Below are 16520 nucleotides of genomic sequence, written 5' to 3' on the forward strand. Positions count from 1 at the left end.
TTAACGCCCGGCCGCGTAACCCTGCATGCCCCTTGGATTGGCGGCGGCGCGGCGGCGGCGGCCGATTTTCGAGGCCGCGGTGAGACGGCCTTCCGACCAATCGGGGCCGACCTCAACGATGTGGCCGCGGTCTTTCAACGCGTCGACGGTCGCCTTCGGCACGCGGTTCTCGACCACGAGCACGCCGGGCCGCGCGGTGCGGGGCCAGAACGAGATCGGGAAATGTTCCGAATGCCATGCCGGGGCGTCGATCGCTTCCTGCAGATTGAGCCTGGCATGGACATGGCGCAAAAAGAATTGCGTGGTCCATTGATCCTGCTGGTCGCCGCCGGGCGAACCCCATGCCAGATATGGCTCGCCATCGCGCAGCGCCATGGTCGGGCTCAATGTCGTGCGCGGGCGCTTGCCCGGCGCCAGTGCGGCGGGATGGTCTTCCTCAAGCCAGAACATCTGGGCGCGGCTGCCGAGGCAGAAGCCGAGTTCCGGTATCACCGGCGATGATTGCAGCCAGCCGCCGGACGGCGTCGCCGAAATCATGTTGCCGGCCTGATCGATGATATCGAAATGCACAGTGTCGCCGCGCACCTCGCCGAACCGGCCGACCGTAGGTTCGCCAGCGCCCATTGCGCCGACCGCCTCGCGCTGGCCTTCCTGCTTGCGCAGCTTGACGACGGAGCCAAAGCCTTCGACCGAGCCGGGGATGAAATCGAGCGAAGCCCTGTCCGTGATCAGTTTGCGGCGCTCGTCATTATAGGCGTCGGACAACAGCGTCGCGATCGGGATCTCGTTGAATTTCGGATCGCCATAGAATTTCTCGCGGTCGGCAAATGCGAGTTTGGCGCATTCGGTCTGAAGATGAATGAATTCCGGACCGGCGGGGTCGAGCCCGTCGAGTTCAAAACCCTTCAACAGCGCGAGCTGCTGCAGCATCACCGGACCCTGGCTCCAGACGCCGGCCTTGCAGACGGTGTAGCGGCCGTAATCGTAGGTCAGCGGCGCTTCGGTGGTAGGTTGCCAGCGCGCCATGTCGTCGGCGGTCAGGACGCCGCGATGCGGCGAGCCGCTGACGTCCATGACTTCCTGCGTGCGACAGAAATTGCCGATCGCTTCGGCAACGAAGCCGTGCGACCATGCCTGGCGCGCGCGGTCGATCTGGGCCACGCGGTCGGCACCGGCGCTTTCGGCTTCGGTGAGGATGCGGGCATAGGTTTCCGACAGCGTCTTGTTGGTGAAGAGCGTGCCGGGTTTCGGCACTTCACCATTCGGCAAATAGACCGCGGCCGAGGTCTTCCAGTATTTGCGGAACAACTGCTCGACGGTGGCAATCGTCGCGGATACGCGTTCCACCAAAGGATAGCCGTCGCGGGCATAGGCGATGGCGGGTTCGAGCACGTCGCGCAGCCGCATCGTGCCGTAATCGCGTAACAACAACATCCAGGATTCGAATGTGCCGGGAACGCAGGCCGCCAACAGGCCGGTTCCGGGCACCATCTCCAGGCCTTCGCTGCGATAATGCGCGATGGTGGCGCCTTGGGGCGCGGGACCTTGGCCGCAAATCACCTCGGTGCGCCCGCGCTTGATATCGTGCACGATGATCGGCACGTCGCCGCCGGGGCCGTTCAAATGTGGTTCCACAACCTGCAGCGTGAACGCCGTGGCCACGCCGGCATCGAACGCATTGCCGCCCTTTTCGAGGATGCCCATTCCGACCGCGGTAGCGATCCAGTGGGTGGAGGTCACGACCCCGAAAGTGCCCTCGATTTCAGGCCTGGTGGTGAATGGGTCGGGATTGATCTTGCTCATGGGAATCCATCGTTGTTTTTAAAGGCCTTGCGGGCGGCGCACTTGACCACAGCCGGGGCGGCCTGCCAACCGGCCCGGCGCCATGCGCCGCTCCCATCCCTGTGATCATACGGCGGCAGTCGCGGCAGCGGGATTGTTGACGGCGTGGCAAGCGACGCCGTCGATCAACGCGGGCGCCTGTTGGCGGCAGCGATCGAACACCAGCGGGCAGCGCGGGTTAAAGGCACAGCCGGGCGGCGGATCGATCGGGTTCGGGATTTCGCCCTTGACGGGAATCCGCTGGCGGCCGGACATCGCCAGATCGGGCACCGCGCCCAGCAGCATTTTCGTATAGGGCATGCGCGGATTATTGAACAATTCGCGGCCTTCCGCGATCTCGACGATGCGACCGAGATACATCACGCCGATGCGCTTCGCCATATGGCGGACTACGGCGAGGTTGTGGCTGATGAAGAGATAGGTGAGGCCGAATTTGTCCTGCAGGTCGCGCATCAAATTAAGGATTTGGGCCTGCACGGAAACATCGAGCGCCGAGGTCGGCTCGTCGCACACGATGAATTCGGCTTCAGAGGCCAAGGCGCGGGCGATCGCGATGCGTTGCCGTTGGCCGCCGGAAAACTCATGCGGATATTTCCAGCCGTCGTCGGCGTGGAGTCCGACCAGGCCCAGCAACTCGCCGACGCGTGCCTGAATATGGCGTTCGCCCTGGATCAGATCGAACGCCCGAATCGGCTCGGCGACAATCGCGTCGACCCGAAGCCGCGGGTTGAGGCTCGCATAAGGGTCCTGGAAAATCATCTGGATGCGGCGGCGCAATTGCCGGCGCGCCTGCGATTGCTTGGCGTCGGTCATCGAAACGCCATCGATAATGACTTCGCCCGATGTCGGCGGCAGCAGGCCGACGATCATCCGTGCGACGGTCGTCTTGCCTGAACCGGATTCGCCGACCAGCGCAAAGGTCTCGCCTTTGGCGATATCGAAGCTGATGCCGTCGACGGCTTTAAGGGTTTCCAGATGGCCGCCTTCAAGCATCCGGTTGAGCCACGGCTTCGAGACGTCGAACACGCGGCGCAAATTCCTGGCTTCGATGAAAGGCACTGAAATCATGCCGCGGACACTTTCGCCGGCGTGTCGTAGAGATGGCAGGCTACAGCTTGCGTGCCGTGCATCATCGGCTCCGGCCGCTCAACCCGGCAGCGATCGAACGCAAAAGCGCAGCGCGGGTTGAACGAGCAGCCCGGCGGGATCGCGGAAAGCCTGGGCATCGAGCCGGGAATCTGGACCAGCCGCTCGGTATTGCCGGCGAGCGTCGGGATCGCGCCCATCAGGCCCTTGGCATAGGGATGCAGCGGGTTCTGCACGACATCCCGGACCGGGCCGATCTCGGCAACGCGTCCGGAATACATCACCGCGACGCGGTCCGAGGTCTCGGCGATCACGCCCATATCATGCGTCACCAGCATCACTGCGGTGCCGTGGTCGCGGCCGAGACGCTTGATCAGCGCGATGATTTGCGCCTGCACCGATACATCCAACGCGGTGGTGGGTTCGTCGGCGATGATCAGTTCGGGTTCGGCGCAGATCGCCAGCGCAATCACCACGCGCTGGCGCATGCCGCCGGAGAACTCATGCGGATAGGCGTCGATGCGCTTGTCCGGCGCGGGAATGCCGACTTCGGCGAGGAGATCGATAGCGCGTTTGCGCGCGGCGGATTCAGATAGAGTGCTGTGGGTCCGGATGGTCTCGACCAATTGATCGCCGATCTTGTAGAGCGGGTTCAGACTGGTCAGCGGATCCTGAAAGATCATTCCGATGCGCTTGCCCCGGATGCGGCGCATCTCTTCCGGCGGCAGGTTGTCGATCCGCAAACCCGAGAGGTAAATCTCGCCGCCGCTAAGACGCCCGGGCGGATCAATCAGTCCGATCACCGCGAGGCCGGTGACGGATTTGCCCGCGCCGGACTCGCCGACCACGCCGAGCACCTCGCCCTTGGCGATATCGAAGGAAATGCCGTCGATGGCGCGCAGCACGCTGTGGCGGGTGACAAATTCGACGCTTAGATTATGCACGGAAAGTACTGGTTCGGTCATGCGGTCCGGTATCCCCGAGCTTCGGTCATCATCGGAGTTTCGGATTAAGCGCGTCGCGCAGCCAGTCACCGAGCAGATTGATGGAGAGGATCAGCGCCGCGAGCGCAATGCCCGGGAAGGCGACGATCCACCACTCGCCCGAAAACAGATAATTATTGCCGATCCGGATCAGGGTGCCGAGTGACGGCATGGTGTCCGGCATACCCGCGCCCAGAAACGACAAGGTTGCCTCGGTGATGATCGCCAGCGCGAGATTGATGGTCGCGATCACGAGAATGGGCCCCATGGTATTCGGCAGCACGTGCCGCAGCATGATGACATGGGCGGGAAGGCCGATCAGTTGCGCTGCGGCGACATAATCCTTGTTCTTCTCCACCATGACCGAGCCGCGCACGGTGCGGGCATATTGCACCCAGAAACTCAATCCGATCGCGAACACCAGAACCGCGAGCGTGCTCATGGCATCGAGGCGATTGCCGAACACCGATTTGGCGACGCCGTTGACGAGCAGCGCGATCAGAATCGCCGGGAAGGTGAGTTGCACATCGGCGATGCGCATGATCAGGCTGTCGATCGCGCCGCCGAAATAGCCGGCGACCAGTCCTAGCAGGATACCGAGCGCGCCTGAAAATACGACGCCGAGCACGCCCACGGTAAGAGAAATGCGCAAGCCATAGAGAATGGCGGAAAATACATCGCGGCCTTGCTCGTCGGTGCCGAGCAGGAACGGGCTTTGGCCCTCCGCCGTCCACAATGGCTCGATGCGCGAATTCATCAATTGGAGCTGCGCCGGATCGAACGGATTTTGCACGGCCAGCAGAGGGGCGGCGATCGCGAGCAGAAACAGCAGCAGCGTCACCGCGGCGGCCACCATCGTGAGTCGGGAGCGGCGGAACGAATAGAACACGTCGCTCGCCAGCGCGCGCCGCAGCCAGCCCGCGTCCGGGACGCTTGAACTGGTTTGATGTGGGACGGCGGCGTTGGACATGCAGGGCTCGCAATCAGGTCGTGTGGCCGACAGTCGCGCGCAGGCGCGGATCGACAACCGTGTAGAGAATATCGACTACGAGATTGATGGTGACGAAGATCAGCGACACCATGATCAGGTAGGCCGCCATGATCGGGATATCGACGTTTTGCACCGCCTGAACAAACAACAGCCCCATGCCCGGCCATTGGAAAACGGTTTCGGTAATGATTGCAAATGCAATTACCGAGCCAAATTGCAGCCCGGCGACCGTGATGACGGGAACCAGCGTGTTCTTGAGCGCGTGCCCGAAATGGATCGCGCGCGTGGTCAATCCGCGCGCCCGCGCGAACCGGATATAGTCCGTGCGAAGCACCTCAAGCATTTCGGCGCGCACCAGCCGCATGATCAGCGTCATCTGGAACAGGCCGAGCGTGATCGACGGCAGGATCAGGGCTTTGAGGCCGGAGAGCGTGAGCAGGCCTGTGGTCCACCAGCCGATCGGCACCACGTCGCCGCGGCCGAACGACGGCAGCCAGCCCAGCGTGACCGCGAACAGATAGATCAGAAGAATGCCGATCAGAAAAGTCGGTAGCGAGATTCCAATCAGCGATACCGCCTGGAACAGTTTTGCGAGCAGAGTGTCACGCCGCAGCGCGCAATAGACTCCCATCAGGATGCCGAAGATCATCGCGAGTATCGTGGCGCAGGTCGCAAGTTCCAGCGTGGCCGGCATCCGCTCTTTCAGAAGGTCAGCAACCGGCAGGCGGAACTGGTAGGACACCCCGAACTTGAACTGCGCCGCGTTGACCAAATATCGCGTGAATTGGACCAGCACCGGGTCGTCAAGGCCAAGCGACGCGCGGATATTGGCGCGCTCGGCCGCCGAAGTGTCGATCGAAACGATCTGGTTGACCGGATCGCCGGCGAACCGGAACATCGAGAACGAGATGATCCCGACGGCGATCATGACGCCGATGGCCTGGATGGCGCGGCGAAGAGTGAAAGCGAGCATCTGTTCCTTTCACTTCTCTTTAGAGGGCGGCTCTTTAGAGGGCGGCTTTTCAGAGACGGCGCGCGCCGTTCCCTAACTCAAAACGAAAAATCCCGGAAGCAGACACTTCCGGGTTTCTTGGCGAATAAAGCTCCTATTCCTGTTTCGTCGCCCAGTAGAGCAAAACCTGATTGTCCGCGCGCTGGGTCAATTTCACTTTCTTCGAAACGCCCCATGCCAGCGCCTGCTGATGCACGGGGATATAGCCATAATCTTTAATCACAAGCTCGAAGGCCTGCTTGATCATCTGGTCGCGCTTGGCGTTATCGAGTTCGACCAGCACCTTGTCGGTGAGCGCATCCATGTCCTTGTTGCAATAGCCGCCGAGATTGGCTTCGCCGCGGGTCGGCTCCTTCGGGTCATGGCAGCCCAAGATGTCGTACAGCACGTTGTGGGAATCCATCGAGGCCGGTGTCCAGCCCAACAGATAGAACGAGGTCTGGTAGCCGCCGGGCTTCAGCACCTTGCCGAAATATTGCGCCTTGGGTTGCGCCAGCAGGTTCACCTTCACGCCGATCCGCGCCAGCATGCCGACGACTGCCTGACAGATATCGGCGTCGTTGACGTAGCGGTCGTTGGGGCAATCCATCGTGACTTCGAAGCCGTCGGGATAGCCGGCGTCGGCCATCAGTTTCTTGGCGGCGTCCGGATCGGCTTTGGGCCGGGTGAAGTCCTTGGAGAGCGCGAACAGTTGCGGCGCAATCATCAGCGCCGAGGGCGTCGAGAGGCCGCGCATCACGCGGTTCTTGATCAGATCGACGTCGATCGCCTTGTAGAAGGCTTCGCGGACCCGGATGTCCTTGAACGGGTTCTTGCCCTTGATGTTGGAATACAGCAGTTCGTCGCGCGACTGGTCCATGCCGAGAAAGATAGTGCGAATTTCCGGGCCGGCCATCACGGTGGCGTTGCCGCCCGAATTGACCCGCTGGATATCCTGGGTCGGAACCGGCTCGATGACGTCGACTTCACCCGACAGCAATGCGGCCACTCGTGTGGCGGCCGAACCGATCGATGTAAAAACGATTTCCTTGAGATTATGCTCAGGCTTGTTCCACCAGCCCGGATAGACCTTGAACACGGTTTTCACGCCGGGCTGATGGCTCTCGATCGTGAAGGGGCCGGTGCCGTTTTCGTGCAACGACGCATAGCTTGGCGTGGTGGCGGAAGCCGGGGTCGGCGCGACCGCGTTGTTATCCTCGCACCACTTCTTGTCCATGATGAACCAGCCGTCCCACTGCGAAATCAGAATGGGATTGGGCGAGTCGAGTTTCACATCGACCGTGTAGTCGTCGATCTTGACGAACTTGGCGTCGGCCGGAACGTTGGTCAGGAAGTTCGAGCCTTTGGCGCGCACCCGATCGGCTGAAAAAATCACGTCGTCGGCGGTGAAGGGGTCGCCATTATGGAATTTGACGTTCTTGCGCAGATGAAAGCGCCAGCGGGTCGGCTCGGGCGTTTCCCAGCTTTCGGCGAGCGCCGGCGCGATCTTCAGATCCTTGTCGCGGGTGACCAGGCCCTCATAGACGTGGGCGTGATGGGCAATGGTCGTGGTTTCCTTGACCGTGTAGGGATCGAGCGATTTGAGCTCGCCCTGGTTGGCGTAACGCAGGGTCTGGCTTGACGCCGGTGTCATGGAAAAAGCTGTCATGGCAAAAGCGACGATCGAGACGCTGGCTGCTGCAAACAAGGCTTGACGTACCGGCATGTGTTGACGTTCTCCGCTGTGCCGCGCCGCTGGTTTTCCCACGATCGACAGCTCCGACCGAGCCATGTTGCCAGAGTTTGGCTGCCACGCAAGCGTGATTTCCTTGAGCTCCCGCCTTGGTTTGCGCGACGCGGTTGCGATAACTAGCTTCACGGCAGGCGATAGCGCGTGCGTGACGTTCAACGGGAGTGCCGGATGGCGGAATTCAAGGCCGATGTTCTTGTCCTGGGTGCAGGCATGGTCGGCGTCAGCGCCGCCTTGCACCTGCAGCAGCGGGGACGGGACGTCATCCTGATCGACCGCAACGAACGCGCCGGCGACGAGACCAGTTTTGGCAATGCCGGAATAATCGAAGCCGCCTCGGTCTTTCCGCTGATGTTTCCGCGGGATTTCGGCCAGATTCTCAAATATGCGATGAACCGCTCGCCGCATGTGCGCTACAGCCTGTCGGATTTGCCGACCACGGCGCCTTGGCTGCTGCGCTACTTTCTGGCGTCATCGCCGGAGCGCGCGTTGCAAAGTGCGATGGCCGAATTGCCCTTGATCAGACGCTGCCTTGTCGAACACGAAGCGCTGATTACGGAGGCGGGCGTTCCCGAATTGTTGCGGCGGACCGGCTGGATCAAGCTGTTTCGTTCCGATGCGACGCTGGCGACGGCCGTGAGCGATTTCGAACGCGCCAAACAATATGGCGTCGCCGGCGATATTCTCGATGGCAACGCCATTACCGCGCGTGAGCCCAATCTGACCGGTGAATTCGCCGGCGCGATCCATTTTCCGGCGCCGGGATTTATTCCTGATCCCGGCGCGCTCGCCAAGGCCTATGCGGCGCTGTTCCAGCGCAAGGGCGGACGCTTTCTCGTGGGCGACGCGCGAACGCTTGAACAAAGCTCGGACCGGTGGCGCGTGAGCGGCTCCGGGGGCTCGATCAGCGCGCGCGAGGTCGTGGTGGCGCTCGGACCGTGGTCCGATCTGGTGTTTCGCCCGCTCGGCTATTCCATTCCGCTCGGTATCAAGCGCGGCTACCATCTGCATCTGGCGCCGCGCGGCAACGCCGTGCTCAACCATCCGGTGCTCGATTCGGATCTCGGTTATCTCCTGGCGCCAATGAACCGGGGCATTCGCCTGACGACGGGCGTCGAGTTCGCCCGCCGCGATGCACCGCCGACGCCGATCCAGATCGCGCAGGCGCTGCCGCGGGCGCATGCCCTGTTTCCGTTGGGTGAGGCGGTCGATGCCAAACCCTGGAAGGGGGCCCGGCCGTGTCTGCCCGATATGGTGCCGGTGATCGGCAAGGCGCCGCGCCATGACGGGCTGTGGTTCGATTTCGGCCACCAGCACCACGGGTTGACGCTGGGGCCAGCGACTGGCCGCCTGCTGGCGGAAATGATGACCGGCGAGACGCCTTTCACCGATCCAGCGCCCTATGCCGCCGCGCGCTTTGGTTGACCGTAAGGGCTGATTGGACGCCTTTTCGACGCTTTGCGGCGCCCTCCCATCCTTTAGATGACTTGCGTCCTGTGGCCGGTCGTGGCGATACTGCTGCAAGTTGGCTATAGCGTTTTCGAGCGAAGTGGACACCGGTTCGCATAGCAATCAAGTTTACGCAGATTGCGTAGACTTATCTGCGGTAGAAAACGCGTCAAAACAAAAGGCTAGAGCCCGGTTCTGATTTAATCAGAGCCGATAAGGCTCTAGATGCAATCGGGAGTACACATGAAGGTAAACGTTGAAATAGATTGCACGCCGCTGGAAGCCCGCCAGTTTTTCGGATTGCCCGATGTGCAGCCGATGCAGACGGCGGTGATGGACAAGCTCCAGAGCCAGATGATGGACAACATCAAGAAGGTGTCCCCGGAAGCGCTGATGCAGAGCTGGTTGACCTTCGATCCGAAGATCGCCGAGCGTTTCTCGGATATGTTCGTGACCATGGCGGGTCTCGGCGGCGCGCGCTCGGCCGATAAAAAATAATGCCGCCGGATGACAGCAGCGAATCGCCGGCGCCGGGCCGCCTTCGTGCTCCGGGTCTAGGCTTGCTGCTGGCTGAAGTGCGCGGGATATTCGAATTCAACACCAGCGTCCTGCTGTCGCCACTGCTGATGCGTGCGCCGAAGGGCGACGGGCATCCGGTGCTGACATTGCCGGGGTTCCTCGCCAGCGATCTGTCGATGGCGCCGATGCGCCGCTATCTTCGGGAACTCGGCTACGACGCCTATGCGTGGAAGATGGGCCGCAACACCGGCGGCGTATCACGAATGCGCGCTGCGCTGCGCGACCGGCTCGTGGAGATTCATGAAAGTTGCGGTCGCAAGGTCAGTATCGTCGGATGGAGTCTGGGCGGTGTCTATGCGCGCGATCTGGCGCTGCAGGCGCCCGATCTGGTGCGATGCGTGGTCACGCTGGGCAGCCCGTTTGCGAACGATGTGCGGGCGACCAACGCGACGCGGCTTTATGAGGCGCTGTCCGGCGAAACGGTCGGGGATGACTCCGAGCTTCGACAGGCGATCGCCGGCGATTTGCCGGTTCCGGCGACGTCGATCTATTCACGCACCGACGGCGTGGTTAATTGGCGGACCTGCCTCCTGCGCCCGTCCGAGACCGCAGAAAATATCGAGGTGCATCTGGCCAGCCATAGTGGGTTGGGCGTCAACGCCGCCGCCTTGTGGGCGGTCGCCGACCGGCTGGCCCAGCCCGAGGGCCAATTCAGTCAATTTGACCGATCGGGGCCGTTTGCCATTGCATATGCGCCTCCGGAGCAGGCACAATCCTGATTGACGCTCCCCGACAAGGGATCGTCTGAACGCCAGAAGCGCCAACAAGGCGCCGCGTGAATTGGTGGAGGGAGGAAGATCATGAGTGACGCCAAAAAGCTGTCCTCAATGGATGCGTCGTTTCTTTATCTGGAAACGCCGGAAATGCCGATGCATGTCGGTAGCATGGCGATTTTCCGCCTGCCTGACGATTACAAGGGCGACTTCTTCGAGGAATTCAAGGCGATGATCGCGTCGCGATTGCATATTGCGCCGATCCTGAAAGCTCGCCTGGAAAAGGCGCCGCTCGATATCGATCATCCCTCCTGGGTCGAGGACGACCAGTTCGACATCGACCGTCATATCTTCCGCGGCAGCCTTCCTGCACCGCACGATCGTGCGACCTTGGAGCGCATCGTCGGCTGGATGCATGCCAAGCTGCTCAATCGTGCTCGCCCGCTGTGGGAGTTCTATGTATTCGAAGGCATGAAGAACAACGAGATCGGGCTTTACTCCAAGATGCATCACGCCTGCATCGACGGCGGCGCCGGTGCAGCCCTCACCAACATGATCTACGACATCACGCCGGTGCCCAGAAAGATCGAGACACCGGTCACGCCGCCGAAAGTTGGACAAGAACCGCGCGACATCGCCGCCAATTTCATCGATTCCTACCAGCAACTCTGGCGTCAGCCCTTCGATGCCTCGGCGGCCGCCAAGGGCATCGATCTGCCGCGTACCGGCAAAAGCGATCTCGGATCGATCCTGTTCGACAACGCGATGTTCCAGATCGAGTCAGCCGTGAAGTTTGCCGGCAGCGTGCCGACCATGCTGAAAAGCGTCTCCGATGTGGTCGGCAAGATTTCCGATCCAAAATCGCGCGACAGCCTTGCCAGCATGGTGTCGCCCTCGACCATCCTCAATAAATCGATTTCGTCGGAGCGCAGCTTTGCCGGCGTATCGATTTCGCTGAGCCGGGCCAAGGCGCTGGCCAAGCAGGCCGGCGGCAAGCTCAATGACGTGGTGCTGGCGGTCTCCTCCGGCGTGGTGCGGCGTTATCTGCTGGAGCGCGGCGCGCTGCCGGCGAAATCGATGACCGCGGCGGTGCCGATCTCGCTGCGCGAAGAGGGCAACACCGACGCCAACAACCAGGTGTTCGGCATGATCTGCTCGATCGCCTCCAACGTCGACGATCCCAAGGCGCGGCTTGAATCGATCATCGCGCAATCCACCAAGTCCAAGGAGATGTCGCATCCGCTGCGCGCGCTGATGCCGCAGATGTCCAACATCTCGATGCTGGGCGCGCCGATCCTGGTCCAGATCCTGGCGCTGCTGTACAGCCGCTCCAGCCTGTCGGATGTGCTACCGCCTGCCGCGAACATCACGGTGTCCAACGTGCCCGGACCGCGCCAGACGCTGTACGCGGCCGGTGCGGAACTGCTGCACATCTTCCCGGTGTCGATCTCGACGCATGGGCTGGCGCTCAACATCACCGTGCAGAGCTACCGCGATCAACTGGATTTCGGCTTTATCTCCGGCGCCAACATCATTCCGCACGTCCAGGTGCTCTGCGACATGCTGCCGGCGGAATTCGAGGCCATTGAGGCCGCCTTCGCGCCGCCGGCCGATCTCAAGAGCGCGGCCAGCTGACGCGCACCTTCCACGCAAGACAAGGTGGGACCACGCCGATGATTGAAATGCCTCCGCTGCAGTTCGCCCAAACGAACGGCATCCGCATGGGCTATTACGAAGCCGGTCCGAAGACCGACACGCCGCCTGTCATTCTCTGTCATGGCTGGCCGGAAATTGCGTTTTCGTGGCGCCACCAGATCAAGGCGCTGGCGGCCGCGGGCATCCGGGTGATCGCGCCGGACCAGCGCGGCTACGGCGCGACCGAGCGGCCCGAGCCGGTGGAATCCTACGATATCGAGCACTTGACCGGCGATCTCATCGGCCTGCTCGACCATCTCAAGATCGATAAGGCGATTTTTGTCGGCCACGATTGGGGTGGCTTCATCGTCTGGCAGATGCCGCTGCGGCATATCGATCGTGTCGCCGGTGTCGTGGGCGTCAATACACCGCACACCAACCGGGCCTGGGCCGACCCGATCGAACTGCTGCGCACGCGTTTCGGCGATCAGATGTATATCGTGCAGTTCCAGAATCCGGGGCACGAGCCTGACAAGATCTTCGGCAGCCGCGTGGAGCAGACCTTCGATGCCTTCATGCGCAAGCCCGTGCCGCGGCCGGACACCGCACCCGAAGAAACGGTCGTCGCCGGCGTCGGGGCCTCGCCGCGGCTCAATCTGGCGTTTCCGCAGATGATCGCGGGTTACGATGCCAGGCACGATCCGCGCACACCGATCCTGTCGGCGGAAGAAAAGAAAGTGTTCGTCGATACCTTCACCAAAACCGGCTTCACCGGCGGCATCAACTGGTACCGCAACATGTCGCGCAACTGGCAGCGCTCGGCCGACATCGATCATACCGTGCGGGTGCCGTCGCTGATGATCATGGCCGAAAACGACCAGGTGCTGCCGCCGTCCTCCGCCGACGGCATGGAGAAGTTGATCCCTGATTTGGAGAAATATCTGGTCCGCGGCAGCGGCCATTGGACGCAACAGGAAAAGCCGGAAGAAGTCAGCGCCAAGCTGATTGAATGGCGCAGGAGGAGATTCGGGTGATCATTCATCGTCATTGCGAGCGAAGCGAAGCAATCCATGCCGCCGCGCAAAGAAAGAATGGATTGCTTCGCTTCGCTCGCAATGACGGTACGGATTTAGACGGCAGGAGACACTCTGACGATGGCGTCCACCAACAAACTGAGCCCGATTCCCCATCCGCCGAAAAAGCCTGTGATCGGCAATATGCTGTCGCTGGATGCCAAGGCGCCGGTGCAGGATCTGGTGCGGCTGACCAAGGAGCTGGGGCCGATCTTTTGGCTCGACATGATGGGCGCGCCGATCGTGATCGTTTCCGGCCATGACCTGGTCGAGGAACTCAGCGACGAAAGGCGGTTCGACAAGGCCGTGCGTGGCTCATTGCGCCGGGTGCGCGCGGTTGGCGGCGACGGATTGTTCACGGCCGACACCAGCGAGCCGAACTGGAGCAAGGCGCACAACATCCTGATGCAGCCGTTCGGCAACCGGGCGATGCAGTCCTATCACCCGAGCATGGTCGATATCGCCGAGCAACTGGTGAAGAAGTGGGAACGCCTCAACGGCGACGAGGAAATCGACGTCGTCCACGACATGACCGCGCTGACGCTGGATACGATCGGGCTGTGCGGTTTCGATTACCGCTTCAATTCATTCTACCGCCGGGATTATCACCCGTTCGTGGAGTCGCTGGTCCGTTCGCTCGAAACCATCATGATGACCCGCGGCATTCCGCTCGAGAGCCTCTGGCTGAAGAAGCGTCAGCAGGAACTCGGCGCCGACGTCGCCTTCATGAACAAGATGGTCGACGAAATCGTCGCCGAGCGCCGCAAGAACGCCGAGGCTGCCGAAGACAAAAAGGATATGCTCGCCGCCATGATGACCGGCGTCGATCGCGCCACCGGCGAGCAGCTCGATGACGTCAACATCCGCTACCAGATCAACACGTTTCTGATCGCGGGGCACGAAACCACCAGCGGATTGTTGTCGTGTACGATCTACGCCCTGCTCAAGCATCCCGACGTGCTGAAGAAGGCCTATGAGGAGGTCGATCGCGTCCTCGGTCCTAATCTCGAAGCGCGGCCGACCTATCAGCAGGTCACCCAGCTCACCTACATTACGCAGATTCTGAAGGAAGCGTTGCGGCTGTGGCCGCCGGCGCCGGCCTATGGCATCTCGCCACTCAGTGACCAGACCATTGGCGGCAAGTACAAGCTGCGGAAGAATACTTTCATCACGGTGCTGGTGATGGCGCTGCATCGCGATCCCAGTGTATGGGGACCTAATCCCGACGCGTTCGATCCCGAAAATTTCAGCCGTGAGGCCGAGGCGGCGCGGCCGGTCAATGCCTGGAAGCCGTTCGGCAATGGTCAGCGCGCCTGCATCGGCCGCGGCTTTGCGATGCATGAAGCCGCACTGGCGATCGGCATGATCCTGCAGCGCTTCAAGCTGCTCGACATCCACCGCTATCAGATGCAGCTCAAGGAAACGCTGACCATCAAGCCCGATGGATTCAAGATCAAGGTGCGCCCGCGCACCGACAGGGAGCGTGGCGCGTTCGCCGGGCCGGTGACGGCGGCCGCATCGAGTGCGGCACCGGCGCCGCGCGCCCGGACGCGGCCGGGGCACAATACGCCGCTATTGGTGCTCTACGGATCGAACCTAGGCACCGCCGAGGAACTCGCGACGCGCGTAGCCGATCTCGCCGAGGTCAATGGTTTTGCCACCAAGCTCGCGCCGCTCGATGACTTCGTCGGCAAATTGCCGGAGCAGGGCGGCGTATTGATTTTCTGCGCGTCGTATAATGGCGCGGCACCCGATAACGCCGCCCAATTCGTCAAATGGCTCGGTAGCGACTTGCCGAAGGATGCTTTTGCGAAAGTTCGCTACGCGGTGTTCGGCTGCGGCAACAGCGATTGGGCCGCGACCTATCAATGGATTCCGCGCGTCATCGATACCCAATTGGCGGCACACGGCGCGCGCAGCGTGTATGCGCGGGGCGAGGGCGATGCGCGCAGCGATCTCGACGGCCAGTTCGAAAGCTGGTTCGCTGCGCTGGCGCCGCTGGCGATGAAGGAGTTCGGTGTCGATTCCAATTTCAGCCGCAGCGACGATGCACCACTTTATTCGATCGAGCCGGTGGCGCCGTCGGCGGTCAATGCCATCGTGGCGCTCGGCGGCAATGCGCCGATGAAGATGCTGGTTAATACCGAATTGCAGAACAAGTCGGGCGCTCATGCTTCTCAGCGATCGACCCGGCATATCGAGGTGCAACTGCCGCCTGGCGTGAGTTACCGCGTCGGCGATCATCTTAGTGTGGTGCCGCGCAATGACCTCTCGCTGGTCGATTCCGTCGCGCGTCGCTTCGGATTTACGCCCTCCGACCAGATCCGGTTGCAGGTCGCGGAGGGCCGCCGCGCGCAATTGCCGATCGGCGATACCGTGTCTGTCGGGCGTCTGCTCAGCGAGTTCGTCGAACTGCAGCAGGTCGCGACCCGCAAGCAGATCCAGGTCATGGCAGACAATACCCGCTGCCCTGTGACAAAACCGAAATTGCTGGCCTATATCGGCGACGATGTTGCCGCGACCGAACGCTACCACGCGGATATTCTCGGCAAGCGCAAATCGGTATTCGATCTGCTGGAGGAATATTCAGCCTGCGAATTGCCGTTTCATGCCTATCTCGAAATGCTGTCGCTGCTGGCGCCGCGCTATTATTCGATCTCGTCGTCGCCATCGGGCGATCCCGCACGCTGCAGCGTCACGGTCGCGGTGGTCGAGGGGCCTGCGAGTTCGGGGCACGGCACCTATAAGGGTATTTGCTCGAACCATCTCGCCAGCCGCCGCGTGGGCGAGACGATTCACGCCACGGTGCGCGAGACCAAGGCCGGGTTTCGGCTGCCCGATGATCCCTCGGTGCCGATTATTATGGTCGGCCCGGGAACAGGTCTGGCGCCGTTCCGCGGCTTCCTGCAGGAGCGCGCGGCGCGCAAGGCGAAGGGTGCAACGCTCGGCCCAGCGATGCTGTTTTTCGGCTGCCGTCATCCCGAGCAGGATTATCTCTATGCGGATGAGTTGAAGGCCTTTGCGGCCGACGGCATTACCGAACTGCACACGGCGTTTTCGCGCGCGGACACGCCGAAGACCTATGTGCAGAATTTGATTGCGGCGCAGCAGGAGCGCGTCTGGGCCCTGATCGAACAAGGCTCGATCATCTATGTCTGCGGCGACGGCGGGAAAATGGAGCCCGACGTCAAGGCGACGCTGATGAAGATCTATCGCGATCGCGCCGGTGCTGATGCCGCGGCCGCGCAACGCTGGATCGACGATCTCGGCGCGAAGAACCGCTATGTGCTCGACGTCTGGGCGGGAAGTTGAAGCGATTTATCAACGGGTCGTGCTGACTCGTCTCCCCTCCCTCCACGCGCAAAAGCGCGTGGCGGGGAGGGGTCGGGGGTGGGGGGTCTATCAACTCACTCCATTGTTAGCAGTGA

General features: G+C 61.9%; 12 protein-coding genes. 6 read left to right on the forward strand and 6 right to left on the reverse strand.

Annotated features, from left to right (window positions below; genetic code table 11):
• The 6 genes from HB676_RS04965 to HB676_RS04990 form a co-directional block, all read right to left on the reverse strand.
• On the reverse strand, positions 1 to 1803 hold the full coding sequence (locus HB676_RS04965; protein WP_213736551.1) for a gamma-glutamyltransferase family protein: 1803 nt from the start codon (positions 1801 to 1803) through the stop codon (positions 1 to 3).
• Between the two features lie 105 nt (positions 1804 to 1908).
• A complete protein-coding gene (locus tag HB676_RS04970; protein ID WP_213736615.1) occupies positions 1909 to 2907 on the reverse strand; it encodes an oligopeptide/dipeptide ABC transporter ATP-binding protein in 999 nt (332 codons plus the stop codon).
• Complete coding sequence (locus HB676_RS04975) at positions 2907 to 3893, reverse strand: ABC transporter ATP-binding protein (protein WP_213736552.1); 987 nt, start codon at positions 3891 to 3893, stop codon at positions 2907 to 2909. Before HB676_RS04975 ends, HB676_RS04970 begins: the two co-directional genes overlap by 1 nt.
• Before the next feature lie 28 nt (positions 3894 to 3921).
• Positions 3922 to 4881, reverse strand: a complete 960-nt coding sequence (locus tag HB676_RS04980; RefSeq protein ID WP_213736553.1) for an ABC transporter permease — start codon at positions 4879 to 4881, stop codon at positions 3922 to 3924.
• A gap of 13 nt (positions 4882 to 4894) precedes the next feature.
• On the reverse strand, positions 4895 to 5875 hold the full coding sequence (locus HB676_RS04985; RefSeq protein WP_213736554.1) for an ABC transporter permease: 981 nt from the start codon (positions 5873 to 5875) through the stop codon (positions 4895 to 4897).
• Between the two features lie 133 nt (positions 5876 to 6008).
• Positions 6009 to 7619 carry an ABC transporter substrate-binding protein gene (locus tag HB676_RS04990; protein ID WP_213736555.1) on the reverse strand — a complete coding sequence of 537 codons (1611 nt, stop codon included), beginning with the start codon at positions 7617 to 7619 and terminating at the stop codon, positions 6009 to 6011.
• A 195-nt stretch (positions 7620 to 7814) separates the two neighbouring features.
• Here HB676_RS04990 and HB676_RS04995 point away from each other — a divergent pair, with 195 nt between their 5' ends.
• The 6 genes from HB676_RS04995 (at position 7815) to HB676_RS05020 (ending at position 16404) form a co-directional block, all read left to right on the forward strand.
• On the forward strand, positions 7815 to 9068 hold the full coding sequence (locus HB676_RS04995) for an FAD-dependent oxidoreductase (protein WP_213736556.1): 1254 nt from the start codon (positions 7815 to 7817) through the stop codon (positions 9066 to 9068).
• 267 nt (positions 9069 to 9335) lie between these two features.
• Positions 9336 to 9590: a DUF6489 family protein gene (locus tag HB676_RS05000; RefSeq protein WP_213736557.1), complete on the forward strand. Its 255-nt coding sequence runs from the start codon at positions 9336 to 9338 to the stop codon at positions 9588 to 9590.
• Complete coding sequence (locus HB676_RS05005) at positions 9590 to 10390, forward strand: alpha/beta hydrolase (RefSeq protein WP_213736558.1); 801 nt, start codon at positions 9590 to 9592, stop codon at positions 10388 to 10390. Before HB676_RS05000 ends, HB676_RS05005 begins: the two co-directional genes overlap by 1 nt.
• Positions 10391 to 10471: 81 nt before the next feature.
• Positions 10472 to 12019: a wax ester/triacylglycerol synthase family O-acyltransferase gene (locus HB676_RS05010; RefSeq protein WP_213736559.1), complete on the forward strand. Its 1548-nt coding sequence runs from the start codon at positions 10472 to 10474 to the stop codon at positions 12017 to 12019.
• Between the two features lie 38 nt (positions 12020 to 12057).
• Positions 12058 to 13053, forward strand: coding sequence for an alpha/beta hydrolase (locus HB676_RS05015; RefSeq protein WP_213736560.1), 996 nt, complete (start codon positions 12058 to 12060; stop codon positions 13051 to 13053).
• A 120-nt stretch (positions 13054 to 13173) separates the two neighbouring features.
• Positions 13174 to 16404: a cytochrome P450 gene (locus HB676_RS05020; RefSeq protein ID WP_213736561.1), complete on the forward strand. Its 3231-nt coding sequence runs from the start codon at positions 13174 to 13176 to the stop codon at positions 16402 to 16404.
• Positions 16405 to 16520: the final 116 nt, after the last annotated feature.

The sequence above is a fragment of the Bradyrhizobium sp. dw_411 genome, from assembly GCF_018449695.1.
Taxonomy (GTDB): Bacteria; Pseudomonadota; Alphaproteobacteria; order Rhizobiales; family Xanthobacteraceae; genus Bradyrhizobium.